We start from the raw sequence: 25,165 nt of genomic DNA, 5'->3' as shown, positions 1-25,165 counted from the left end.
TCCTCACCCCCTGTGAAAGGTGCTTGTTTTGTCACGCCCGGATTCTGGTCAACTCCTCCTGGACGCCGAGGCCGACGTACGGCCGTCGCCCCAAGGGGCCGCCGCGAGACGGGCTCTGCTCGCCCGTCCGGTGGTGCTGCTGATCGGGATCGTGCTCGCGTCCGTCAACATGCGGGCGGCGCTGGCGAGTGCGTCGCCGCTGGTGAGCGAGATCAGCGAGACGTTCGGGCTGTCGTCGACGGCGACCAGCCTGGTGACGTCGGTGCCGGTGCTCTTCCTCGGCGTGGGCGCGATGGTGGCGCCGTGGCTGGGACGGCGGTTCGGCACCGAAGCGGTGCTGTTCTGCGCGCTGTTGCTGCTGGGCGTGGGCATTGTGGTCCGGGTGCTGCCCGGCATCCCGGCGCTGTACGGCGGCAGTCTGCTGATCGGGCTGGCGATCGCCCTGCTCAACGTCCTGATGCCGGGCCTGATCAAGCGCGACTTCCCGGGCAGAGCCGCCTCCATGACGTCGGTCTACACCGGCGCGATGATCGCGGGCGCGACGGTCGCGGCGGCCGCTTCGGTGCCGCTGGAGAAGGCGTTCGGCGACAGCTGGGAGGCGTCGCTTGCGTTCTGGTCGCTGCTCGCCGTGGTCGCCGCCGTGGCGTGGCTGCCGCAGGTACTGATCGCCCGTGGCCGTACGGGTCATGAGGTACGGGTCGTACCGGCGGGCAGCGGCGGTGACCGCCCCCGCAGTGTGTGGCGGTCGGCGCTCGCGTGGCAGGTGACGCTCTTCATGGGGCTGCAGTCGCTCTGGACGTACGTCCTGATCGCCTGGCTTCCGACGATCTTCACGGACCACGGGATGAGCCGCTCCACGGCCGGTGTGGTCTTCGCCTTCAACAACCTCATCCAGGTCGCGGGCGCGTTCGGCGTACCGCTGCTGGCCGGCCGGATGCGCAGTCAGCGCCCGCTGGTCGTCGTGGTCACGACCATGGTCGCGGCCGGTTACGCCGGCCTGCTGACCGCCCCGGTGGCCGGTGCCTGGCTCTGGTCCGCGGTGCTCGGCGTCGGCCAAGGCGGTGCGGTCGGTCTGGCGCTGACGCTGATCGTGCTGCGCTCGGGGGACGCGGTGACGGCGGCCCGGCTGTCCGGGATGGCGCAGACGGTGGGCTACCTGCTGGCCGCGGTGGGCCCGCTGGCGGCCGGCGCGGTCTACGAGGCGACGGGAAGCTGGACGCTGCCGATCGCCCTGATGCTGGGGGTGTGCGCGGCGGCCCTGGCGGTGGGGCTGTTCGCGGCGCGCGACCGGAAGGTGTAGCAGGCTGGTCCTCGTGACCCGTCCCGACGTGAGAGTGCGCAGGGTGTACGAGCCGCCGTCGGCCGACGACGGTACGCGCGTCCTGGTGGACCGGCTGTGGCCACGCGGCCTGAGCAAGGAGGCGGCGGAGGTCGACGAGTGGCCGAAGGCCCTCACCCCGTCGACGGAACCGCGCCGCTGGTACCACGCCTCTTCCGGCGACTTCGAGGAGTCCGCCCGGCGCTACGAATCCGAGCTCGCCGCCCCCGGGGCGGCAGCGGCCCTGGACGACCTGCGCCGCAACCTCGCGAAGGGGAGCCGGCTCACCCTGCTCACCGCCGCCAAGGACCCGGACCGCAGCCACACCGCCGTACTGCGGCGATTGCTGCCGGCCCGAGGTCCTCGGCGACGGCCGCGCATCAGCGGCGCTTACGCCTCTTTCCGCCCCGACCGCGCTCCAGTGCGCTCAGCCGGTGCGAGACGTCGTCCAGCCTGCGGTCGATGCGGTCCTCCATGCGGCGCATGTGGTCGGACAGATCGCAGAGCCGGTTGCTCATGGCTCCGACCACCTGGCTGGTCGCGTCGAGCCGCCGGTCGAGCCGGTCGAGCCGTAGCGAGATCCCGTGGATGACGGGGCCCAGTTCCTGGAGCACGCGCCCCACCGTGTCGAGGTGCGACTCCACCTTGGTGACGCGCTGGTCGAGCGAGGCGTAACCCGCGCGCCAGCCGTTCTCCTCGGCGTCGAGGAGGTACGTGCGGACGCACCGGGCGATGTCGCTGTCGCGAAGAAGCATCGCGATGTTGAGGACGGTGCGGCAGGTGTGGAGGGTGAGTTGGGTGGCCGCCTGTGGATAACTTGTCCCCAGGTCGTCGCTCCATAGGGACAAGATGTCCCTATGGAAGCTGCGCAGGTCATCGCCTCGCAGGACTTGCAACCCGTTCTCGTCCAGTTCGGCGCGATGCCGCTGGACGACCTTCTTGAGGACCTCTGTGGATACCTCGGAGTACCGGGCCACGTCCTCTGTGCGGACGTACATTCCGTCCGGGAGCATGACAAGCGCCTTGACCTTGTCGAGGACGTCGACGCGCACCAGATACTCGTCGCGCATGGCGCGCGATTCGAGCAGGGTGACTTCTGACGGCACGGGAGTGCCTTTCGCTCGTGGAAGCCGACGGTGGGCAGCCCTGTCCCCGGGCTTGGTGGGGGGCGGAGGACGCTCAAGGTGGCTACTCACTCTGGTGACCGGCCCGGATCCGTTCCGGTACCGGCAATCCCCGGATTCACGAACGCTCGACGTATCAGATTCCAGGTGCCTCCACGCACAGGGAACAACGAGCCGATAAACGTACAGTTACGCGGAAACACGTCAACCCCCGCCCACCGGGCGGGGGTTGACGGACGACAGCGTTCCGCTTACGGCGGTTACTCCTCGCCGGCGAGCTTGAGGGCGCGCAGCTTCTGGCCCGCGTACCAGGTCGCCGCCACCGTCACCGTCGCCAGCAGGATCGTCGCCGTCGGCAGGGCTACGTCCGAGGTGATCGTGCCGTTCTCGCCGATGCGTTCGGCCAGGGACAGCGCCCACTGCTGGACGCTGAGCGTGCGCGCGCCCGGGACGAGGCTGCCGAAGAGGGTCTCCCACACCAGCGCGTAGACGAGGCCGAAGACCACCGCGTGGCGGCTGACCGTACCGAGCAGCAGGAAGAGCGCGCTGTACGCGACCGAGGCGACCAGGGCCGCGACCGTGTAGGCGATGGCGATCTGGCCGCCGTTGCCGTTGAGGATCATCCCCGCGACGAACGTGGGGATCGCGGAGAAGGCCATCGTCACGGCGATCGCGACGACGAGCTTGGTGAAGATGATCGTGGACCGCTTCACCGGCTTGGCGAGCAGGTAGACGATCGAGCCGTCGTCGATCTCCGGCCCGATCGCGCCGGTGCCCGCGATCACGCCGATCAGCGGGATCATCGTGGCGATCGCGAAGCCGCCCAGGACGTCGGAGGCGATCTGGTCGTCCGCCCCCGTGAGCAGCCGTACCGCGACCGCGATGGCGATCAGCAGGGCCGGCAGGACGAAGAGGACGGCGGCCCGGCGGCGGCCGAGGAGGGCCCGGTAGGTGAGCCGGGCGACTGTGGGTTCGTAGATCATCGCTGCAAGCTCCTTTCAGGCCGCTACGAGGTAGGAGAAGACCGATTCGAGCGACTCGTCGGAGGGTGAGACCGTCAGCAGCCGGATGCCGTGCGCGCGGGCGACCTGCGGGAGCAGCGCCGTGAACCGGCCGAAGTCGACGGCCTGGATGCGCAGGGCCCCTTCCGCCAGATCCACTTCGATGCCCGCCGTCGACGGGTCCGCGATCAGCGCGGCGGCGAGTGCGCGGTCGTCGCTGGACCGTACGAGATAGCGGTGCGGGCGGTCCGTCATCAGGCGGCGGATCTTGCGGAAGTCGCCGGAGGCGGCATGGCGTCCGGCCACGATCACCTCGATGTGCGAGGCCAGCTGCTCGACCTCCTCCAGGATGTGGGAGGAGAAGAGGACCGTACGGCCCTCCTCGCCCATCCGCCGCAGCAGATCCATCAGCTGCATGCGCTGACGCGGGTCCATGCCGTTGAACGGCTCGTCCAGGAGCAGCACCGACGGGTCGTGGACGAGGGCGGAGGCCATCTTCACGCGCTGGCGCATGCCCTTGCTGTACGTCGCGATCTTGCGGTCCTGCGCGTACTCCATCTCGACGGTCGCGAGCGCCTTCTGTGCGGCCCGTGCGTCGAGGCCGTGCAGCTCGGCGTTGGCGACGACGAATTCGCGTCCCGTGAGGAAGTCGTACATCGCCTCCCGCTCGGGAACGATGCCGATCTCCTGGTAGACGGCTTCGTTGCGCCAGATCGGCTTCCCGTCGAGGGTGACGGCGCCGGTCGAGGGGGCGAGGAAGCCGCCCATCATGTTGATCAGGGTGGACTTGCCGGCGCCGTTGGGGCCGAGCAGTCCGGTCACACCCGGGCCGACCCGCATGGTGACGTCGTTGACGGCCACCACGTTGCCGAACCAGCGCGAGGTGTGGTCGATGTCGATGGTGGTCACAGCCCGACCTTTCGGTAGCGGCGCATCAGCACGGCGTACGAGCCGAGGACGAGCGCGAGGACGGCCAGCAGGTAGACCACGCCACTGCCGGCCGAGGGGCCCTCCCCTCCGGGGAAGGCGGAAGCGGCGCCGAGGAAGGCGGTCTGCACGCCGTCGATCAGCGTGAGGGGCGAGAAGAGGCCGAGCCATTCGACCGCCCCGGTGGAACCCTGCTCCCAGGCGATCACCTGGACCGTGGACACCGCGCCGTACGAGATGGTCAGTACGGCGATGACGGCGGCCACGCCGAAGCCGCGGCGCGGGGTGAGGGCGGCCATCACCAGGCCGAGGCCGGCGAAGAGGACGGAGAGCAGTGCCACGGAGACCAGCCCCTGTGCGAACGCCTTCGTCTGGTCCGCGAAGTCGAATTCGGCGAGCAGCGCACCGGCGTACAGGATCACCAGGGGGGTCGCCGTGAGGATGAAGAGGGCCGACGCCATCGCGGCGTACTTGGCGAGGACGTAGTCGATGCGCTCGATGGGGCGCGAGAAGTACAGCGGGACGGTTTTGAAGCGCAGGTCGCGCGAGACGGACTGCGGGGCCTGGGAGGCCAGATAGAGGCCGATGACGGCCTGCATGACGATCGCGTACCGCGTGTACTCCAGCGGCAGGTCCGTCATGCCGGGGGTGGCGACGGCGACCGCGACGATGATCGCCGCGACCAGGCACATCACCGCGAAGAGGATCATCGGCAGCACCTTGGACTTGGCGCTTCGGCCCAGGCCGTACGCGCCGCGCAGGGACTGCGAGAAGAGTGAGCGGCGTGCGTACGCCCGGCCCAGGCGCGGTCCGTCGTACGACCGGTAGCCGATGTTGTGGATACGGGTCGGGTCGGTGACCGGCGGTGTCGTGAGGTCAGACGCCATCGCGGCCGCCTCCCTTCTGCTGTACGGCGGCGAAGGGCTCGCGGGCGGCCCCGGCGTCCGATGCGGCGTGAGCGCCTGTGCCTGTGCCTGTGCCTGTCTCTGTTTCTGTGCCTGTGCGGAAGACCTCCGCGATGCGGTGGCGGCGCTGTTCCATCCGTACGAGCCCGATCCCGAGGCCGGCGACGGCGTCCCGCACCAGGTCGTACGTCTCCTCGCCGGTCGCTTCGACGAGCAGGATGTGGCCCGCGCCCGGCAGACCGTCCTCCCCGCGCGCGTGGAGCGTCACTCCCGCGGTGGTCAGCGCCTCGCGCAGGGCGCGGGTGCCGTCCGGGTGGGCCTCGCTGTCGGTCACTTCGACGGCGAGGGTGGTGGTGGTCTGCGTGAAGTCGCTGGTGGAGCTGGAGCGGAGCAGCTTGCCGCCGTCGACGACGACGACGTGGTCGCAGGTGCGCTCCAGCTCGCCGAGGAGGTGCGAGGTCACCAGCACCGAGATGCCGAAGTCGGTGTGGACGCGGCGGATGAGGCCGAGCATCTCGTCGCGGCCGACCGGGTCGAGACCGTTGGTCGGTTCGTCGAGGAGCACCAGCTTCGGGTCGTGGACCAGGGCCTGGGCCAGCTTCACGCGCTGCTTCATGCCGGTCGAGTAGCCGCCGATGGGCCGGTAGCGCTCCTCGTACAGGCCGACGTGGCGCAGCGTGTCGGCGGTGCGCTCACGGGCGGCGGTCGGCGGAAGCCCCGACATGCGTGCCATGTGGACGACGAACTCGGTGGCCGAGACGTCGGGCGGCAGCGCGTCGTGCTCGGGCATGTAGCCGACCTGCTCGCGGATGGCGCCGCCGCTGGTGGCGACGTCGAGGCCGAGCACGGCGGCCGTGCCCTCCGTGGCGGGGGACAGACCCAGCAGGATCTTGATCAAGGTGGACTTGCCGGCTCCGTTGGCGCCCACCAGACCGGTCACGCCGGGTCCGATGTCCAGGGAGAGCCGGTCAAGAGCGGTCACCCTCGGGAACCGCTTGCTCAGGCTTTCGGTCGCGATCACAGTCACGTCTTCGAAGGTAGTGGCGCACACCACAGGAGGCGTCAGACCTGGAGGCTGGATCGGTGTCCGCCTCCAGGCGTACGGACCCGTAGGGGAAGGCCGGTTCGGAGGCTGTTCCGAGGACCGGTTCGGAGGCCGTTTCGAAGATCGGTTCGAAGGCTCGTTTCCGCCTTGGTTTTCCACAGGTACGGTCGGCCCCTTGACCTCGCCGCCGGGCATGGTCACATTCGTCAGTGTCAGGTTTCCGGTTCGACGACGATCTGCCGCACGTGCGGCACTGGGCTGGGCGGGGGAGAAGCCGGCGTGAGTATCGAGGGAGCCACCGAGCGGCGGGTGCGCACGGACGGGATCGAGCTGTGCGTCGCCGAACTGGGCGACGCGGCGCGGCCGACCGTGGTGCTGGTGCACGGCTATCCGGACAGCAAGGAGGTGTGGGCGCAGGTCGCCGCGCGGCTCGCCGAGCACTTCCATGTGGTGCTGTACGACGTGCGCGGGCACGGCAGGTCGACGGCGCCCGTGCCGCTGCGCGGCGGTTTCACGCTGGAGAAGCTGACGGACGACTTCCTGGCGGTCGCGGACGCGGTGAGCCCTGACCGGCCGGTGCACCTGGTCGGGCACGACTGGGGGTCCGTGCAGGCCTGGGAGTTCGTGACGGTCGGGCGCACCGAGGGCAGGATCGCCTCCTTCACCTCGATGTCCGGCCCGTCCCTGGACCACTTCGGCCACTGGATCCGGAAGCGGATGACGCGGCCGACCCCGCGCGCGGCGGCCCAGCTGCTCGGGCAGGGCGCCAAGTCCTGGTACGTGTACATGCTGCACACCCCCGTCCTGCCGGAGCTGGCCTGGCGCGGCCCGCTCGGCAAGCGGTGGCCCGGAATCCTCCGGCGGATGGAGAAGGTGGCGGCCGGTGACTACCCGACGGCGTCACTGCCCCGGGACGCGGCGCACGGCGCCTGGCTCTACCGGGACAACGTCCGCGCCCGGCTGCGCCGGCCGCGCGCCGACGCGTACGCCCACGTACCCGTCCAGCTGATCACGCCGACCGGCGACATGTTCCTCTCCGAGCGGCTGTACGACGATCTGGAGCGGTGGGCGCCGCGTCTGGTGCGGCGCACGCTGCCCGCGAAACACTGGGTGCCGCGCACGCGGCCCGACCGACTGGCGTCCTGGATCGCCGAGTTCGTCACGGCGAACGAGGACACCGCGAACGAGAGCACGGTGAGCGAGGAGACCGCGGCGGGGGCGGCGCCCGGGTCCACGGTGGCGAGCGGTCCGTACGCCGACCGCTTCGGCGGGCAGCTCGTCCTGGTGACGGGCGCGGCCGGCGGCATCGGGCGGGCCACCGCCCACGCGTTCGCCGAGGCGGGGGCGCGGATCGTGGCCGTCGACCGGGACGCGGAGGGCGCGGCCCGTACGGCGGAGACGGCCCGGCTGATCGGCGCCCCCGAGGCGTGGGCCGAGACGGTGGACGTCAGCGACGAGCGGGCGATGGAGAAGCTGGCCGAGAAGGTCGCCGCGGAGTACGGCGTCGTCGACGTCCTGGTGAACAACGCCGGAATCGGCCTCTCCGGCTCCTTCCTGGACACCACCTCCGAGGACTGGAAGGAGGTCCTCGACGTGAACCTGTGGGGTGTCATCCACGGCTGCCGGCTCTTCGGCAGGCAGATGGCCGAGCGCGGCCAGGGCGGCCACATCGTCAACACCGCTTCCGCGGCGGCGTACCAGCCGTCGAGGACACTGCCCGCGTACTGCACGTCGAAGGCGGCGGTGCTGATGCTGAGCGAGTGCCTGCGGGCCGAGTTCGCGGGCCGGGACATCGGGGTCAGTGCGATCTGCCCCGGGTTCGTGAACACCGGCATCACCTCGACCGCGCGGTTCGCCGGAACCTCGGCGGCGGAGGAGAAGCGCCGGCGGCAGAAGGCCGCGCTGCTGTACGGGCGGCGCAACTACCCGCCGGAGAAGGTCGCGGAAGCGGTGCTGAGGGCCGTCGTACGCAACCAGGCGGTCGTGCCGGTGACGCCCGAGGCCCGCGGTCTCCGCTTCCTGTCGCGCTTCTCGCCGAGGGCCCTGCGCGCGATCGCCCGGATCGATCCGCCGCTGTGAGCACCGAGGGGCACGGAGAGCACTCGGAGCGCCGGCAGTACCAGGAGCACCTGGAGTACCTGGAGTACCGGATCGAGGACCTCGCGCACCTGAGCGGCACCACGGTCCGTACGATCCGCGCCTACCAGGACCGCGGGTTGCTGCCCAGACCGGAGCGGCGCGGCCGGTCCAATGTGTACGGGGACACACATCTGGCCAGGCTCCGCCAGATCACCGGCCTCCTCGAACGCGGCTACACCCTGGCGAGCATCAAGGAACTGCTGGAGGCGTGGGACGCGGGCAAGGGGCTCGGCGGGGTGCTCGGGCTCGTCACCGAGGTCGGCGGGCCGTGGACGGACGAGGAGGCGGGCCGGATCTCGCGGTCCGAGCTGGCCGAGCGGTTCGGCGGGAAGCCCGGCGCCGCGACGGCCGGCGAGGCGGTCGACGGGGCAGTGGTCGACGGGGCGGCCGTCGGCAAAGCGGTGGTGGGCGAGGCGGTGGTGGGCGAGGCGGTGGAGAAGGTGATCGACGAGGCGGTGGAGCTGGGGGTGCTGGAGCGCGTACCGGGGCGGGACGACGAGTTCCTGGTGCCGTCACCACAAGAGCTCGCGGTGGCGGCCGAGTTGCACGCGGCGGGGGTGCCGTTGCCTGCGATCTCCGGACACCTGAGGGAGCTTCGCGTTCAGATGGAGCACATCGCCGAACGTTTCCTGGAGTTCACCGCCGAGCACGTGTTCGCCCGTTGCCTCGGCCACCGCCCGCCCACCGACGCGGACGCGGCGGACGCGGCGACGCTGGTGCGGCGCCTGCGTCCGCTCGCCCAGCAGACGGTCGACGCGGAACTGGCCCGGGCCATGCGGTTGTTCGCCACCCGCCGCCTCCAGCAGCACCTCGGCGCGGCCGCCCCGCCCGCCGCCTCGCCGGCCACCTCGCCCGCCGCCGAACCGGAGCCCGTCGCGGTGACGCTTCCGGGGGAGACCGTGCGCGCTGTCCGCGCACTGGTCGGTCCCGCCCGCGCGGCGGCATTCATTTCCGCAGCGGCCGAGCGGGAGGTGCGGGCCAGGACATTGGATGCACTTGCCGCAGACGGTGCGCTGAGGGCCGATGTCGTCGAAACACCCTGAATTCTCTTGCCAGTTATCCACAGAGTCGTCAAATCCCTTGTGTAAAACACGCCCTACCTGTGGATCAAACCTGCTCGTTCAATGAAGTGGCGTGATGCTCGTCTCGCTGTGCACTCTGGTGAGATGGACGAAAGACGCACCACACAGGTGTCGAAGTACCTCTCGGCCCATCTTCGGCACCGGCCCGAGCGGATCGGGATCGTGCTCGACGAGCACGGCCGGGTGGAGATCGACGCCCTGCTCCGGGCCGCCGCCGAGCACGGCTTCCCCTTCACCCGGGCCGAGCTCGGCCATGTCGTCGCCGTCAACGACAAACAGCGCTTCGCGATCGAGGGCCCTCTGATCCGTGCCCGCCAGGGGCACACGGTGGAGGTCGACCTGAGGCTTCCGGAGGCCGAGCCTCAGGCGTACCTTTACCACGGCACCGTCGCCCGCAGCCTCGACGCGATCCGGGCCGAGGGCCTGCGCGCCATGGCCCGCCACGACGTCCACCTCTCGCCCGACCGCGAGACCGCCGCACGTGTCGGCGCCCGGCGCGGCCGCCCGGTCGTCATCAGCGTCGACGCCGGGGCCATGCACCGCGCCGGTCATGCGTTCCGGGTGAGCGACAACGGCGTATGGCTCACCGCGTCCGTACCGCCGCAGTTCCTGCGCTTTCCGCGCTGAGCCGGGCCCCGGCCCGGCGTCAGCCCAGTGCCAGCCGGCGCAGCCCCTGACGTTCGGCCGCGGTGCGTTCGGCCGCGGACATCGGCAGCCGGCCGGTCGCCTTGCGAAGAAACTTCGTACGGCCCCAGCCCGCCCCCGACACCGTGACCGGCCGGTCGTACGGGCGTCCGTCCAGCAGCAGCCGCGCCACCACGTCCGCCGCCTCCCCGGTCGGCCACGGCTGGTGACCGAGCCCCGCCGCGATGTCGAAACCGTGCACGCACACCTCGACGACCCGCGTGACGAGGAAGTCGGACAGCAGCATCGGGTCACCGTGCCGGGTACGGACCTGGCGCTCCGGCGGCTCCTTGACGCAGGCAGTGGTCACGGAGCGCCAGACGGCGTCGAAGTGGTCGGCGAGGGCCCGGCCGTCGGCATACGCGGCGGCGGACTCCCGGGCCGCTTCGACCCGCAGGTCGTTGCTCCGCGGCGAGAAGCGCTCGTCCGGCGCGTAGTAACCGGCGGCCGTCACCAGAACACCGGACGGCTCGGGCTCGGGCTCGGCCAGCATGTCACCGGCCCGGCCCACGGCGGTCGTCAGGTGGGCGACCACCTCGCGCACGGTCCAGGGGCCGCACGGACTCGGCCGGTCCCACTCCCCTTCCGGGATCTCGCAGACCTTCTCGTACAGGCGCTGCGATTCGGCCCTGAGGGCCGCCAGAACCGTTTCCCCGTCCATACGGGCCAGCCTAGGCACGCCGCATGATCTCCGGCACGGAAGACCGGCACTTTCCCACCGGGGGATGTCTGAGCCGGGGTCCCGGCTCGTCTCCCGGCTCGTGTCCCGGCCCGTGTCCCGGCTCGTGTCCCGGTCCGTGTCCCGGTCCGTGTCCCGGTCCGTGTCTCGGCCGGATGGTCAGGAGCTGAGCTGGGGCAGTGCCTCCGTCGCGATCCGCTCGAAGACCTTCTCGTCGGCCGCGAAGTCCGAGTCGGGGACCGGTGCGTGGAGCACGATCTCGGTGAAGCCGAGCGCGAAGTACCTGCCCGCGAAGTCGACGAAGGCGTCGAGGGACTCCAGCGGACCGTTTCGCTCCGGGGTGAAGCCGGTGAGCAGGATCTTGTCGAGTCCGCCGACGTCCCGGCCGGTCTCGGCGCAGGCGGTGCCCAGCTTGGCGATCTGGCCGCGGACGGCCTCCTCCGACTGCGCGGGCGTACCGGACTCGAAGAGCTTCGGGTCGCCCGTGGTCACCCAGGCCTGGCCGTACCGGGCGACGAGCTTCAGCCCGCGCGGGCCGGTCGCGGCGATGGCGAAGGGGAGCCTGGGACCCTGAACGCATCCGGGGATGTTGCGGGCCTCGACGGCGGAGTAGTGCTTGCCCGTGTGGGTGACGGCGGGCTCGGTGAGCAGCCGGTCCAGGAGCGGCACGAACTCACCGAAGCGGTCGGCGCGCTCGCGCGGGGTCCACGGCTCCTGGCCGAGCGTGGTGGCGTCGAATCCGCTGCCGCCGGCACCTATGCCGAGCGTGACGCGCCCGCCGGACACGTCGTCCAGCGTGATCAGGTCCTTGGCGAGCGTCACGGGGTGGCGGAAGTTCGGCGAGGTGACGAGGGTGCCCAGACGCATGCGCGAGGTCGCGCCGGCCGCGGCGGTCAGGGTCGGGACGGCGCCGAACCACGGGCCGTCGCGGAAGGTCCGCCAGGACAGGTGGTCGTAGGTGTAGGCGGTGTGGAAGCCGAGCCGCTCGGCCCGCTGCCACGCGTCACGCCCGCCCTCTGACCAACGGCGGATGGGAAGGATCAAGGTACTCAGACGCATCCCCCGACCCTACGCCGCCCGCCCCGGCCACCGACGGGCCGTGCCGGAAGCCGTGCCAGGGACCAGGGACCAGGGCAGAAGCCGCGCCCGCCGGAGCGAACGCGGGGCGCGAGGCGCGGGAGCGCGGGGCACGGAGCGCGAGGCGCGAGGCGCGGGAGCGCGGGGCGCGAGGGCGCCGGGGCGGGTGATCGCGGGGTCCCCTCCCGCAGCGCGCCGGACGGTGGCGGGCCGGCGACCGACTGGCTCTGTGGGGAGGCTCTCACATGTGCGTCCCTTCGCACGCCCGTGCACCCCATACGGGAAGATGGATCCGTGACCTCAGCTACCGACCCCCAGCAGGCCCGGCCGGCCCCGGCCGGCCCCATCACCCCGCGGCTGATCGCGACCGACCTCGACGGCACGCTGCTGCACGACGACAAGTCCGTGTCGGACCGTACGGTCGCCGCACTCGCCGCCGCCGAGCGGGCCGGCATCGAGGTCTTCTTCGTCACCGGCCGCCCGGCCCGCTGGATGGACGTGGTCAGCGATCACGTCCACGGCCACGGCCTGGCGATCTGCGCCAACGGCGCCGCCGTCGTCGACCTGCACGCGGGCGGCACACTGGTCCAGGTCCGCCCGCTGGCCCGCGAGGACGCCCTCGCCGTCGTGCTCGCGCTGCGGGCCGCCGCCCCCGGCGCCTCCTTCGCGGTCGAGCTCTCCACCGGCATCCACTACGAACCCGATTACCCGCCGTTCCACCTCGACCCGGGCGCGACCGTGGCCACCGCCGAGAAGCTCCTCCACGAGGCGGCCCCCGGCTCCGGGGCCCCGGTGATCAAACTGCTCGCCCACCACGCCGAGCTGGCCCCCGACGACTTCCTCACCCTGGCCCGCGCCACGGCGGACGAGCGCGCGTCCATCACCCGCTCCAGCCCGACCGCCCTCCTGGAGATCAGCGGTTACGGCGTCTCCAAGGCCAGCACCCTGGCCCAGTGCTGTGCGGAGCGCGGCATCTCGCCCGCGGAGGTCGTGGCCTTCGGCGACATGCCGAACGACGTGGAGATGCTGTCCTGGGCGGGCACGTCGTACGCGATGGGCAACGCGCATCCGGCCGTGGTGGCCGCGGCGTCCGGCCGTACCGTCGCGAACAACGACGACGGCGTCGCGGTGGTCATCGAGCGCATCCTGGCCGGCCTGTAGCCGAGTGGGGGGCGACCTCCGGACCGTCCCTCAGAAACCCGCCCCGCGCTCACGCATCCACGGCCCCGGGGCGATCGCCGACCCCATGTGGGGAGTGAGCCGCACCTCGAAGTGCAGGTGCGGCCCCGAGGAGTTGCCGGTGGTGCCGGCCTGCCCGATCCACTGTCCGGTACGCACCCGCTCCCCCTGGTCGACCATGACCCCGGCCAGGTGCGCGTACTGCGTGTAGTAGCCGTCCGGGTGCCCGAGCACCACCTCGATCCCGAAACCGCCGCCGCAGGAGACGGAAACGACACGTCCCGCGCCGACGGCCCGCACCGGTGTGCCGATGTCCACGGCGAAGTCCTGCCCGGTGTGCCGGCTCCTCCAGCGCGCCCCCGTACCGCCGAACCCGGCGGACAGCTCGTACCCCTTCACGGGGGTCACCCACCTGGGCGTGGCGGGCGGTTCCCCCTCCTCCAGCCGTACGGCGCCGGCGCAGCGCCCCGCCGCGACACTGCGGTCCGCCTCGCCCTGGAGCTGCCACCGGGCGTCCTTCAGCCTCGCCGCGATGCCCCGCTTGATCGACGCGAGCCGCAGCGTACGGACGTCGAGATCGCGCCAGGCAGCGGTCGCCCGCCGCTCGTCCTCGAGGAGCCTGCGCTCGGCCCGCTCGGCCCGGTGCAGCGTCCGGGTCACGGCCAGCCCGGCCTGCCGGGCGAGCCGGTGGTTGTCCACCACCTCCTGCGGATCGTCGGCGAGCAGCAGCTTCGCCGCGTGCACGATGCCTCCGCCGCCGGCCCGGTACTGGGCACGCGCGATCCGGCCCACGTCCCCGCGCAGCCCCTCCATCTCGCGCCGCTCCTTCCCGATCAGCCGCTCCAGGCGCAGCGCCTTCGCCCGCTGGCTCCGGGCCGCGCGCCTGCCGCGCTCGTACGCCTCGACGGCCCGGGCGGTCTCTTCGTACAGCCGCGCCACCTCGGCGCCGATGGCCGGCCCGTCGGAGGGGGTTTCGTCACCGGCGGGAGCAGAACCCGGTGCGACAGGGACACGGACGAGGGGAGCGGCGGCAACAGCAGCGGGCGCGGGAAACCACAGCAGCACGCACAGCACCGGCACGAGCAGCCGCTGGCAGGGTCCGAGGTGCATCCACGGATCGTGTCCCGGTCACCCCGCGATTGCGGGTACCAGGGCCACCTCACCGGGGTGTCGTCCCGCCATCCGGCGTACCCGGGGCGCCGCGGCGGCGCTACAGCGGCGCCTCCCACACCACCGTCGTGCCCCCGCCGCCCTCCCCGAGCCCCGGCCCGCACCGGCTCGTACCGCCCAGTGACTCGGCGCGCCGCTTGAGGTTGCGCAGTCCGCTGCGCCGGCCGCCCTCCGGGATGCCGACACCGTCGTCCGCGACCGAGAGCCGCACCCCCCGGCTGCCGTCCGCCAGCTCGGCGGTGGCGTCGACGACGACTTCGATACGGGATGCCCGCGCGTGCCGGAAGGCGTTGGACAGCGCCTCGCGCAGCGCCGCGACGAGGTTCTTGCCGGTGAGCTCGCCGACCAGCGCGTCGACCGGGCCGACGAAGCGGTGCGCGGGCCTGAAGCCCAGCGGCACGGCCGCCATGTTGATCTCCCGCAGTACGCGTGTGCGCAGCCCCACGGGCGCCTCGGCCGGACCCTGCTGGAGCGCGAAGATGGCCGTACGGATTTCCTGGATCGTCACGTCCAGCTCGTCCACCGCCTTGCCCACCCCGGCCCGCACCTCGGGCACGACGGACCTGCGCTGGGCGCTTTCCAGCATCAGTCCCGTGGCGAACAGCCGCTGGATGACCAGGTCGTGCAGATCGCGGGCGATCCGGTCGCGGTCCTCGTACACCGCGAGCCGCTCCCGGTCCCGCTGCGTCTCCGCCATCATCAGCGCGAGCGCGGCCTGGGAGGCGAACTGCGTGGCCAGCGTCCGTTCCGACTCCGTGAACGGCTTCCCGCCCCGCGCGCGGGGGGTGGCGAGGGCGCCCAGCACCCGGCTGCCGCTGCGCAGCGGCAGCAGCATGCACGGGCCGTACCGCTGCGCCATCCTCGTGATCATGAGGGGGTCACCGGCCGGGTCGCCGATGAACACCGCCTCGCCGTCGAGAAGCCGCGCGACGACCGGGCTCTCCGGTGGGAGGACCACGCCGAGCGACTCGGACGGTTCGTCGGCCGAGACCGCGACGATCTCCAGGCCGCCCTCCTCGGCGGGCAGCAGCACCATCGCGGCGGCCGAGTCGGCGAGGTGGCGGGCCTGTTCCGCGACGACGGTGAGCGCGTCGTCGGCGTCGCCGCCCGACAGGAGCGCGGTGGTGACGGCGACGGACCCGTCGATCCAGCGCTCGCGCTGCCGGGCCGCCTCGTACAGCCGGGCGTTGCCGATGGCGATCCCGGCCTCCGTGGCCAGCACCCGGACCATGTGCAGGTCGTAGTCGTTGAACTCGGCTCCGCCGTTCTTCTCGGCGAGGTAGAGGTTGCCGAAGATCTCGTCCTGTACGCGGATGGGGACGCCCAGGAAGGTCCGCATCACCGGGTGGTGCGCCGGAAATCCGGCGAAGCGCGGGTCGGTCGTCAGGTCGCCGAGCAGCACCGGCTCGGGGTGCTGGACCAGGGCGCCCAGCAGCCCCTGGTGACCGTCCGGCAGCCGCCCGATCCGCTGGGCCTGCGCCTGGTTCACGCCGTACGTCACGAAGTCCGACAACCCGTCGCGTTCCTGGTCGACGACGCCGATCGCCGCGTACCGGGCGTCGGCGAGTTCCGCGGCGGTCTCGCAGATCCGGTCGAGGGTGGAGTGCAGTTCGAGCCCCGTGCCGACGGACCGCATGGCCTCCAGCAGCTGGGGCACGCGCGCGGTGAGTTCGGTGGAGAGGCCCTGCAGGCTGCGGGTCGCCTCCGCGGCGGCTTCGCGATGGTCTTCCGGTTCCGGCACGTCGTGCACTGGCATGCCCTCGAGCCTAGTAAGGAAGTACCGTTCCGGGCGAAAAGCCGGATGCACAGCGGTTCATCCGGTCGGACCGGTTCGACCGATTCATCGGATCAGACCGGTTCGACCGGTCAGGCCGGTCAGACCGGTTCGGCCTCCCGTTCACGCTCCAGCATCCGCCGCAGCGGCCCCTCGGTCTCCACCAGCGCCGCGTACCCGCCACGCTGCACGACGCGCCCGTCGTCCAGCACGATCACCTCGTCCACGGCCTCCAGCCCCCGGAGCCGGTGCGTGATGATCAGCGTCGTACGCCCCTCGGTGGCCCTGAGCAGGTCGGCCGTCAGCGCGTCCGCCGTCGCCAGGTCGAGGTGTTCGGCGGGCTCGTCGAGTACGAGTACGGGGAAGTCGGCGAGGAGGGCGCGGGCCAGCGCGAGACGCTGGCGCTGGCCGCCCGAGAGACGGGCGCCGTGTTCGCCGGCCATCGTGTCGAGGCCGTCGGGCAGGCCGTCCACCCAGGTCAGCAGCCGGGCGGCGGCGAGGGCGTCCCTCAGCTGCTCCTCGGTCGCGTCGGTCCGGGCCAGCCTGAGGTTCTCGCGTACCGAGCTGTCGAAGATGTGCGCGTCCTGCGCGCACAGGCCGACGAGCCTGCGCACGTCGTCGCCGTCCAGTTCGGCGGCGTCCGTCCCGCCGAGCGTGTACGTCCCCGCCCGCGCGTCCAGGAAGCGCAGCAGCACCTGGGCGAGCGTCGTCTTCCCCGCTCCGGAAGCGCCGACCACGGCGATGCGCCCGCCCGCTTCCAGCGTGAGGTCGAGGCCGGACAGCGCGTCCCGCTCCTGCCCGGCGTACCGGGCGCTCAGCCCGCGTACCTCCAGCGGGAACGGCGACGCGGGCCGGGCGGCGGGGGTGTGCGGCTCGCGCACCGGCACCGGCGCGTCCAGCACCTCGTACACGCGCTCCGCACTGTGCTTGACGCGCCGGCGGTACTGCACGGCGAGCGGAAGCCCGGTGACGGCCTCGAAGGCGGCCAGCGGGGTCAGCACGACCACCGCCAGCGTCACCCCCGACAGCCGCCCGTCCTGCACCGCCTCCACCCCGGCGAGCGCGGCGAACACGACGGTCAGCCCGCAGGCCAGCGAGGAGAGCCCGCCGCCGAGGGCGGTGGCGGTCGCACTCCGCGAGGCGATCCGCGTCAGCGCCCCGTCCGCTTCCCGGACGCCCTGGACACGCCGCTTCAGCGCGCCCGCGACGGTCAGCTCGGCCGCTGCGCCGAGCAGGTCGACGACGCGCGTCGCCAGCACTCCGCGCGCGGGCGCCAGCTGCCGTTCGGCCCGCCGGGCACACGCCCCGCTCAGCCACGGCACGCCCACCCCGGCGACGAGCAGCCCGGCGGCCAGCACCGCACCGGCCTCGGGCAGCAGCCACGCGGTGAACCCCACGGCACCCGCGCTCACGACGACCGCCGTCCCGACGGGCAGCAGCCACCGCAGCCAGTAGTCCTGGAGCGCGTCCACGTCCGCCACCAGCCGGGACAGCAGATCACCGCGCCGGGTCTCGCGCAGCCCGGCGGGCGCGATCCGCTCCAGCCGCCGGTACACGGCGACGCGCATCTCGGCGAGCATCCGCAGCACGGCGTCGTGCGACACGAGCCGCTCGGCGTAACGGAAGACGGCCCGCCCGATGCCGAAGGCCCGGGTCGCGGTGACCGCCATCATCAGATAGAGCACCGGGGGCTGCTCGGAAGCGCGCGAGATCAGCCACCCGGACACGGCCATGAGCCCGACGGCCGATCCGAGCGCGAGGCTCCCGAGCCCCAGCGCGAGCCCCAGCCGCCCCCGCAGCTCCCCGGCGGCTTCCCGGACCCGCCCCAGCGCCCCACGCCCGCCGGCACCGGCCGCGCCCCCTGCCATCACGGGGCCACCGTCCCCACCCACCGGCTCCACCGATGCCATGGAGGCCACCGAGGCCACCGGCTCCACCGACGCCACGGAGGCCACCGGCCTCACCGAGGCACCCGCCGTCCCCCTTCCGACGGGCGGGAGGGCGGGAGACCCTTCCGCCCCGAGGGGAGGCGCGTCCCGCACGCCCGCATCCGCCCCGCACGGCCGGGTCAGTTCCACCACCCGGTCCGCCACAGCCAGCAGCGCCGGCCGGTGCACGACCAGCACCACGGTCCGCCCCGCCGCCAGCCTCCGTACCGCCTCGACGATCCCCGCTTCCGTCTCGCCGTCCAGGTTCGCCGTCGGCTCGTCGAGCAGCAGCAGCGGCCGGTCCGCGAGGAACGCCCGGGCGAGAGCGAGCCGTTGGCGCTGTCCGGCCGAGAGCCCGGCGCCGTCCTCCCCGAGCCGCGTCTCGGCGCCCTGGGGGAGCGCGGCCACGAAGTCGTACGCCCCCGCGTCCCGCAACGCCGTCACCACCGCCGCGTCGTCCGCCTCCGGCCGCGCCAGCCGTACGTTCTCGGCGACCGTTCCCGCGAAGAGGTGCGGCCGCTGCGGCACCCACGCGATCCGTTCGCGCCACCGCTCCATCGACACGTCCGCCAGGTCCACCGCGCCCGGCCCGTCGCCGACGACCACGCGTCCCTCGTCCACCGGGGCGAACCCCAGCAGCACGTTCAGCAGCGTGCTCTTGCCGATCCCGCTCGGTCCGACGACGGCGACCGTCTCGCCCTCCGCCACGACCAGCGACGCCGAGTCCAGCGACGCCTCGGTCCGCCCCGCGTGCCGGACCGTCACCCCCTCGACCCGCAGCGGCCCCGCGGGGGCGTCCGCGTCACCCGCCGGCCCTCGCGGCTGCGTCTCCAGAACCTCGAAGATCTCCTCCGCGGCGGCCAGTCCCTCCGCCGCCGCGTGGTACTGCGCCCCCACCTGCCGCAGCGGCAGGTACGCCTCGGGCGCCAGCACCAGGATCACCAGACCCGTGTACAGATCCAGGTCCCCGTGCACCAGCCGCATACCGATACCCACCGCGACCAGCGCCACCGACAGCGTGGCCAGCAGCTCCAGTGCGAACGACGACAGGAAGGCGATGCGCAGCGTCCGCATGGTGGCCTGCCGGTACTCGGCCGTGATCGACCGGATCGACTCGGCCTGCGCCTTCGCCCGCCCGAAGACCTTGAGCGTCGGCAGCCCGGCCACCACGTCCAGGAAGTGCCCGGACAGCCGCGAGAGCAGCCGCCACTGCCGGTCCATCCGCGCCTGGGTGGCCCACCCGATCAGGATCATGAAGAGCGGAATGAGCGGCAGCGTCACCACGATCACCGCCGCCGAGATCCAGTCCTCGGTGACGATCCGCGCGAGCACCGCCACGGGTACGACGACCGCGAGCCCGAGCTGCGGCAGGTACCGCGAGAAGTAGTCGTCCAGCGCGTCGACGCCCCGCGTCGCCAGCGCCGCCAGCGACCCCGCCCTTCCCGAAGCTCTCGGCTCCGCCCGAGCAGGGGAGACCCCGTCTCCCGTCAGCCACCCGGGCCCCAGCGCGACGGCCCGCTCCAGCAGCCGCCCCCGCAGCTCGGACTTGACCGCCGCGCTCGCCCGGTGCGCGGCGAGTTCCGTCAGCCACGCCACCAGGGCCCGTCCCACCGCGACCGCCGCCAGAAGCATCAGCGGTGTACGCAGCTCCGGGCCGCCGAGCCCCCGCTGGAACGCGCCCACCACCACCTCGGCGATGAGCATCGCCTGGGCGATGACCAGGCCCGCCCCGGCAAGGCCGAGGACCACCACGGCCCCCAGGAAGAGGCGCGTGGCGCGGGCGTACCGGAGCAGACGCGGGTCGATCGGTTTCACGTGAAACATCTCCCACTAGTGCGCATCGGCGATGTGCTGCGTGCCGATCCGCTTACGGAACACCCAGTACGTCCAGCCCTGGTACAGCAGCACCACCGGCATCGCGATCCCGGCGCACCAGGTCATGATCTTCAAGGTGTACGGCGTGGACGAGGCGTTGGTGACCGTGAGGCTCCACGCGTCGTCCAGCGAGGACGGCATGACGTTCGGGAACAGCGTCAGGAACAGCATCGCGACCGCGGCCACGACGGTCACCCCCGAGAGCCCGAACGCCCAGCCTTCACGCCCCGCCGCCGTGAACCCGACCGCCGCGACCAGGGCCAGCACCGCCACGGCCATCGCGACGAGGCTCGCCGCGTCGCCGTTGTCCGCCTGCGTCCAGCCCAGGAAGGCGAGCGCCAGCACCCCGGTGACGGCCCCGAGCCCGAGCGCGAGCTTGCGCGCCCGCTCCCGGATGTCACCGAGCGTCTTGAGCCCCGCGAAGACCGCGCCGTGGAAGGTGAAGAGGCTCAGCGTGACGAGCCCGCCCAGCAGCGCGTACGGGTTGAGCAGGTCGCCCAGGGTGCCGACGTACTCCATCTCGGCGTCGATCTTCACGCCGCGCACGATGTTGCCGAAGGCGACGCCCCACAGGAAGGCGGGCAGCAGCGAGGTCCAGAAGATCGCGTGCTCCCAGTTGGCCTGCCAGCGCTCCCCGCTGCGCTTGACCCGGTACTCGAACGCGACTCCGCGCACGATCAGGCAGAGCAGGATCAGCAGCAGCGGCAGGTAGAACCCGGAGAAGAACGTGGCGTACCACTCGGGAAAGGCGGCGAAGGTCGCGCCGCCCGCGCTCAGCAGCCACACCTCGTTGCCGTCCCAGACGGGGCCGATCGTGTTGATCAGCACCCGCTTCTCGGTCCGGTCGCGGGCCAGCAGCTTGGTGAGGACGCCGATCCCGAAGTCGAAGCCCTCCAGGAAGAAGTAGCCGATCCACAGGACGGCGATCAGGACGAACCAGACGTCGTGCAGTTCCATGACTGTGCAGCTCCCTCGGCCTAGTACGAGAAGGCCATCGGCTTGTCGGCGTCACGCACGTCGCCGCCGATCTTCATGGGCGGGTTCAGGTCGGCCGTGCTGAGCTCGGGCGGTCCGGCCTTGACGTACTTGACGAGCAGCTTGACCTCGATGACGGCCAGGACGGCGTACAGCAGGGTGAAGGCGACCATCGAGGTGATGATCTCCGCCTGGGACACCCCGGGGGAGACCGCGTCGCGGGTCTGCATCACGCCGTAGACGACCCAGGGCTGCCGCCCCATCTCGGTGAAGATCCAGCCCCACGAGTTGGCGATCAGCGGGAACGCCATCGTCCACAGGGCCAGGAGCCAGTACAGCCGGGTGAGCCTCGGCCCGAGCGGCTGCCTCAGCAGCACCAGGTGCGGCACCTCCTCCTCCCCGGTCCGCAGGGCGGCCGGCAGCAGGAACTTCTTCCGCGTGAGCCACAGCCCCAGCAGTCCGAGGGAGAAGGACGCCATGCCGAAGCCGATCATCCAGCGGAAGCCCCAGTAGGCGACGGGGACGATGGGCTTGTAGTCACCGGGGCCGAACTTCTCCCGCAGGGCCTCATTGGTGTCGTTGATGCCGGGCACATAGGACTCGAAGTCGCTGTGGGCGAGGAAGGACAGCAGGCCGGGTATCTCCAGGGCGACCTTGTTGTGCCCCTTGTCGACGTCCCCGTACGCGAAGACGGAGAAGGGCGCCGGGCTCTCGCCGTCCCACAGCGCCTCGGCGGCGGCCATCTTCATCGGCTGCTGCTCGTACATGACCTTGCCGAGGGTGTCGCCGCTGACCGCGGTGAGCAGACCGCCGACCGTCAGGGTGACCAGGCCGAGCCGCAGCGACGTCCGCATCACCGGGACGTGCTTCTTGCGCATCAGGTGGAAGGCGGCGATGCCCACCATGAAGGCGCCACCGGTCAGGAAGGCCGCCGAGAAGCTGTGGAAGACCTGGTTGAGGGCGGTGTTCTGGGTCAGGACCAGCCAGAAGTCGGTGAGCTCGGCGCGGCCCTTCTCCTCGTTGATCCGGTAGCCGACGGGGTGCTGCATCCAGGAGTTGGCCGCCAGGATGAAGTACGCCGACAGCAGGGTGCCGATCGAGACCATCCACATGCAGGCCGCGTGGAGCTTCTTGGGCAGCTTGTCCCAGCCGAAGATCCACAGTCCGATGAAGGTGGACTCGAAGAAGAAGGCGATCAGCGCCTCGAAGGCCAGCGGCGCCCCGAAGACGTCACCGACGAAGCGCGAGTAGTCGGACCAGTTCATGCCGAACTGGAACTCCTGGACGATGCCGGTGACGACACCCATCGCGATGTTGATCAGGAAGAGCTTGCCCCAGAACTTCGTGGCCCTGAGGTACTTCTCCTTCTGCGTACGCACCCAGGCCGTCTCCAGCCCCGCGGTGAGCGCGGCCAGCGAGATCGTCAGGGGGACGAAAAGGAAGTGGTAGACGGTGGTGATGCCGAATTGCCATCGCGCGAGAGTCTCCGGCGCCAGAGCTAGGTCCACGTCGCCTTCTCCTTCGTATCGCCTCGGAGCTTGTGGAGCTTGTGAACGCGTTCACATTCACAAGCAACAGTATGGCGCACACGCATATCGCGACATCCAGCCGGGGGGTACAACTGTGCCCTCGAACACCTCCGAAAAGGCGCACGAGGGCACAGGAAAGCAAGGAGTAAGGGGCGATGCGACCACAACAACCAAGGCCGGGTGCCCGTGCGGGACAGAGCGTGTGACTTACAGCTCCCTGCGGAACGCCTCCGCGGTGTGCAGCAGGATGTCGTTGGCCTCCGCCTCGCCGATCGTGATCCGCAGCCCCTCGCCCGCGAAGGGCCTGACGACGACGCCGGCCTCCTCACAGGCCGCCGCGAAGTCGGCCGTACGCTCCCCCAGCCGCAGCCAGACGAAGTTCGCCTGCGTGTCCGGCACGGTCCAGCCCTGCTTGACCAGCGCCTCGTGCACCCGCGTGCGCTCGCAGACCAGTGAGCCGACCCGCCCGAGCAGTTCGTCCTCGGCCCGCAGCGAGGCGACCGCCGCGTCCTGCGCCAGCTGGCTCACCCCGAAGGGCACCGCCGTCTTGCGCAGCGCGGCCGCCACCGGCTCGTGCGCGACGGCGAAGCCGACCCGCAGCCCGGCCAGTCCGTACGCCTTGGAGAAGGTACGCAGCACCGCCACATTGGGGCGGCCGCGGTAGAGCTCGATGCCGTCGGGCACCTCCTCGTCCCGGACGAACTCCCGGTACGCCTCGTCCAGCACCACCAGCACGTCCGAGGGCACCCGGTCCAGGAACCGCTCCAGCTCGGCCCCGCGCACCGCCGTGCCGGTCGGGTTGTTCGGGTTGCAGACGAAGATCAGCCGGGTCCGCCCGGTGATCGCGTCGGCCATGGCGTCCAGGTCGTGCACGTCACCGTCGGTCAGCGGCACCTCCACCGCCGTGGCGCCGCTGATCCGCGTGATGATCGGGTACGCCTCGAAGGACCGCCAGGCGTAGATCACCTCGTCGCCGGGGCCCGAGGTCGCCTGGAGCAGCGACTGCGCGACCCCGACCGACCCGGTGCCGGTCGCCAGGTGCGACACGGGCACCCCGAACCGGTTCGCCAGTTCGTTCATCAGGCCGGTGCAGGCCATGTCCGGGTAGCGGTTGAGGCTCCCGGCGGCGGCGATCACGTCGTCCAGCACACCGGGCAGCGGCGGATACGGGTTCTCGTTGGAGGACAGCTTGTACGCCACCGGTCCCCCGGCAGCGGCAGGCTTCCCCGGCTTGTAAGTGGGGATGCCGTCCAGCACCGCGCGCAGCTTGGGGCTCGTCTCGCTCACTTCGGGTCCTCCTCGACCGTACGTACCACCAATGCTGCTCACCTTATGAGGATTGCGGCCCTCTGCGAATGGCAGGCGCAAAGAACAGGGGGAGCGCTCCACGCCCTGGCGCGCGCCCCTGGCTCACTCCGTGGCGCGCGTCCCCCGTGAAGGTGAGTTGAGACCTCTTCGAGATGTGGGCCACTGGGCAGGGCTGCGCCGATCGACACGTGCCAATGGTTTACCTTTCCCGCCAACTCCCTTGTAATCCAAGGTGATTAACGCGATGGAGCCTTGCAGAAACGTGCCTGTCAACGCCTGCATATGCATCCGCCCTAACCGCCTGCCCGAGCCCTACTATCGGCTCGCCATGACAGCAGCAGGGAAGCATCAGGTGAGCCGGACGGAAACCCACCGGCGGAGCACCCGGCCAGGACGAGCGGGCATTCGGGACGTCGCCGCCGCCGCCGGTGTCTCCATCACGACGGTCTCGGACGCGCTCAACGGCAAGGGCCGGCTCCCGGACGCCACCCGCAGCCATGTCCGCGAGGTCGCCGAGAGACTGGGCTACCGCCCCTCCGCGGCGGCCCGCACCCTCCGTACCGGCAAGTCGGGCCTCATCGGCCTGACCGTGACCACCTACGGGGACGAACCTTTCACCTTCACGGAGTTCCCCTACTTCGCCGAGATGGCCAGAGCCGCCACGTCCGCCGCGCTCGCCCGCGGATACGCCCTCGTCATCCTCCCCGCCACCTCCCGGCACGACGTCTGGTCGAACGTCGCCCTCGACGGCACCGTCGTCATCGACCCGTCCGACCAGGACGCGGTCGTCACCGAGCTCGTACGCCAGGGCCTTCCCGTCGTCTCCGACGGCCGGCCCGCCGGCACCCTGCCCGTGACCGCCTGGGTCGACAACGACCACGAGGCAGCCGTCCTCGGCCTGCTCGACCACCTCGCCGACGCCGGAGCCCGCCGCATCGGACTGCTCACCGGCAACACCACCGACACCTACACCCGCCTGTCCACCGACGCGTACCTGTGCTGGTGCCAGCGCGTCGGCCAGGACCCGGTGTACGAGTCCTACCCGGCCCACGACCCGTGCGCGGGCGCCGTCGCCGCCGACCGGCTGCTCGCCCGCCCGGACCGGCCCGACGCCGTCTACGGCCTCTTCGACCCCAACGGCACCGACCTGCTCGCCGCCGCCCGCCGCTACGGACTGCGCGTACCCGAGGACCTGCTGCTCGTCTGCTGCAGCGAATCCACCGTGTACGCCGCCACCGAACCCCCCGTCACCACGCTCTCGCTGAAGCCGCGCAGGATCGGCACGGCCGTCGTCCAGCTCCTCATCGACGCCATCGAGGGCGTCAACACCGACGGTCCCGTCGAGCAGGTCATACCGACCGAACTCATCGTCCGGACGTCCTCGCAGCGCCGGCCGCCCCGCACCAAGGTGAGCCCACCACGCTCACCTTCCGGGGACTGACCTCA

General features: G+C 71.6%; 19 protein-coding genes and 1 pseudogene. 7 read left to right on the top strand and 13 right to left on the bottom strand.

The features are described from left to right. The first annotated feature begins 28 nt into the window (after window positions 1-28). Window positions 29-1,300 (top strand): CynX/NimT family MFS transporter, encoded by a 1,272-nt coding sequence (locus ACWDZ4_RS10910; RefSeq protein WP_451508083.1) that lies wholly within the window; start codon window positions 29-31, stop codon window positions 1,298-1,300. 13 nt (window positions 1,301-1,313) lie between these two features. Beyond that, a pseudogene (locus tag ACWDZ4_RS10905) lies at window positions 1,314-1,667 on the top strand (DUF488 domain-containing protein); the annotation flags it as partial. A gap of 31 nt (window positions 1,668-1,698) precedes the next feature. Here the strand turns inward: ACWDZ4_RS10905 and ACWDZ4_RS10900 are convergent. The 5 genes from ACWDZ4_RS10900 to ACWDZ4_RS10880 form a co-directional block, all read right to left on the bottom strand. Continuing rightward, window positions 1,699-2,424, bottom strand: coding sequence for a hypothetical protein (locus ACWDZ4_RS10900; protein WP_451508082.1), 726 nt, complete (start codon window positions 2,422-2,424; stop codon window positions 1,699-1,701). A 278-nt stretch (window positions 2,425-2,702) separates the two neighbouring features. After that, window positions 2,703-3,422: an ABC transporter permease gene (locus ACWDZ4_RS10895; protein WP_451508191.1), complete on the bottom strand. Its 720-nt coding sequence runs from the start codon at window positions 3,420-3,422 to the stop codon at window positions 2,703-2,705. 18 nt (window positions 3,423-3,440) lie between these two features. Continuing rightward, window positions 3,441-4,352, bottom strand: coding sequence for an ABC transporter ATP-binding protein (locus tag ACWDZ4_RS10890; RefSeq protein WP_451508081.1), 912 nt, complete (start codon window positions 4,350-4,352; stop codon window positions 3,441-3,443). Next, the gene (locus ACWDZ4_RS10885) at window positions 4,349-5,257 is read right to left on the bottom strand and encodes an ABC transporter permease (protein ID WP_451508080.1); all 909 of its coding nucleotides are present in this window, start codon (window positions 5,255-5,257) and stop codon (window positions 4,349-4,351) included. The genes ACWDZ4_RS10890 and ACWDZ4_RS10885 overlap by 4 nt, the downstream gene beginning before the upstream one ends. Then, window positions 5,247-6,296, bottom strand: coding sequence for an ABC transporter ATP-binding protein (locus tag ACWDZ4_RS10880; RefSeq protein ID WP_451508190.1), 1,050 nt, complete (start codon window positions 6,294-6,296; stop codon window positions 5,247-5,249). The genes ACWDZ4_RS10885 and ACWDZ4_RS10880 overlap by 11 nt, the downstream gene beginning before the upstream one ends. 303 nt (window positions 6,297-6,599) lie before the next feature. Between ACWDZ4_RS10880 and ACWDZ4_RS10875 the strand changes: the two genes are divergently transcribed. From ACWDZ4_RS10875 to ACWDZ4_RS10865, 3 genes are all read left to right on the top strand, one after another. After that, entirely contained in the window at window positions 6,600-8,399 is a 1,800-nt protein-coding gene (locus tag ACWDZ4_RS10875; protein ID WP_451508079.1) for an SDR family oxidoreductase, read from the top strand. 50 nt (window positions 8,400-8,449) lie between these two features. Then, window positions 8,450-9,502, top strand: coding sequence for a MerR family transcriptional regulator (locus ACWDZ4_RS10870; protein WP_451508189.1), 1,053 nt, complete (start codon window positions 8,450-8,452; stop codon window positions 9,500-9,502). Window positions 9,503-9,625: 123 nt separating this feature from the next. After that, entirely contained in the window at window positions 9,626-10,168 is a 543-nt protein-coding gene (locus tag ACWDZ4_RS10865) for an RNA 2'-phosphotransferase (protein WP_451508078.1), read from the top strand. A gap of 19 nt (window positions 10,169-10,187) precedes the next feature. On the opposite strand, the gene ACWDZ4_RS10860 is transcribed toward ACWDZ4_RS10865, so the two are convergent. Together ACWDZ4_RS10860 and ACWDZ4_RS10855 are read right to left on the bottom strand one after the other, a co-directional pair. Further along, window positions 10,188-10,886 carry a maleylpyruvate isomerase N-terminal domain-containing protein gene (locus tag ACWDZ4_RS10860; RefSeq protein WP_451508077.1) on the bottom strand — a complete coding sequence of 233 codons (699 nt, stop codon included), beginning with the start codon at window positions 10,884-10,886 and terminating at the stop codon, window positions 10,188-10,190. A 177-nt stretch (window positions 10,887-11,063) separates the two neighbouring features. Next, window positions 11,064-11,963 carry an LLM class flavin-dependent oxidoreductase gene (locus ACWDZ4_RS10855; protein ID WP_451508076.1) on the bottom strand — a complete coding sequence of 300 codons (900 nt, stop codon included), beginning with the start codon at window positions 11,961-11,963 and terminating at the stop codon, window positions 11,064-11,066. Between the two features lie 312 nt (window positions 11,964-12,275). Between ACWDZ4_RS10855 and ACWDZ4_RS10850 the strand changes: the two genes are divergently transcribed. Continuing rightward, complete coding sequence (locus tag ACWDZ4_RS10850; protein ID WP_451508075.1) at window positions 12,276-13,142, top strand: Cof-type HAD-IIB family hydrolase; 867 nt, start codon at window positions 12,276-12,278, stop codon at window positions 13,140-13,142. 30 nt (window positions 13,143-13,172) lie between these two features. Here ACWDZ4_RS10850 and ACWDZ4_RS10845 read toward each other — a convergent pair whose 3' ends face one another. The 6 genes from ACWDZ4_RS10845 to hisC form a co-directional block, all read right to left on the bottom strand. Continuing rightward, window positions 13,173-14,270 (bottom strand): M23 family metallopeptidase, encoded by a 1,098-nt coding sequence (locus ACWDZ4_RS10845; protein ID WP_451508074.1) that lies wholly within the window; start codon window positions 14,268-14,270, stop codon window positions 13,173-13,175. Between the two features lie 100 nt (window positions 14,271-14,370). After that, on the bottom strand, window positions 14,371-16,086 hold the full coding sequence (locus ACWDZ4_RS10840) for a GAF domain-containing protein (RefSeq protein ID WP_451508073.1): 1,716 nt from the start codon (window positions 16,084-16,086) through the stop codon (window positions 14,371-14,373). 119 nt (window positions 16,087-16,205) lie between these two features. Continuing rightward, a complete protein-coding gene (cydD, locus tag ACWDZ4_RS10835) occupies window positions 16,206-19,847 on the bottom strand; it encodes a thiol reductant ABC exporter subunit CydD (protein ID WP_451508072.1) in 3,642 nt (1,213 codons plus the stop codon). Between the two features lie 15 nt (window positions 19,848-19,862). Further along, on the bottom strand, window positions 19,863-20,864 hold the full coding sequence (gene cydB, locus ACWDZ4_RS10830) for a cytochrome d ubiquinol oxidase subunit II (protein WP_451508071.1): 1,002 nt from the start codon (window positions 20,862-20,864) through the stop codon (window positions 19,863-19,865). Window positions 20,865-20,884: 20 nt separating this feature from the next. Further along, window positions 20,885-22,390 carry a cytochrome ubiquinol oxidase subunit I gene (locus ACWDZ4_RS10825; RefSeq protein WP_451508070.1) on the bottom strand — a complete coding sequence of 502 codons (1,506 nt, stop codon included), beginning with the start codon at window positions 22,388-22,390 and terminating at the stop codon, window positions 20,885-20,887. A gap of 228 nt (window positions 22,391-22,618) precedes the next feature. Next, a complete protein-coding gene (gene hisC / locus ACWDZ4_RS10820; protein WP_451508069.1) occupies window positions 22,619-23,698 on the bottom strand; it encodes a histidinol-phosphate transaminase in 1,080 nt (359 codons plus the stop codon). A gap of 349 nt (window positions 23,699-24,047) precedes the next feature. On the opposite strand from hisC, the gene ACWDZ4_RS10815 reads away from it, so the two are divergent. Continuing rightward, on the top strand, window positions 24,048-25,160 hold the full coding sequence (locus tag ACWDZ4_RS10815; RefSeq protein ID WP_451508068.1) for a LacI family DNA-binding transcriptional regulator: 1,113 nt from the start codon (window positions 24,048-24,050) through the stop codon (window positions 25,158-25,160). Window positions 25,161-25,165: the final 5 nt, after the last annotated feature.

The organism is Streptomyces sp. NPDC003016 (assembly GCF_053591455.1).
Note: the sequence above shows the minus strand (reverse complement) of the source record. Positions and strands in the feature narration are given on the sequence as shown.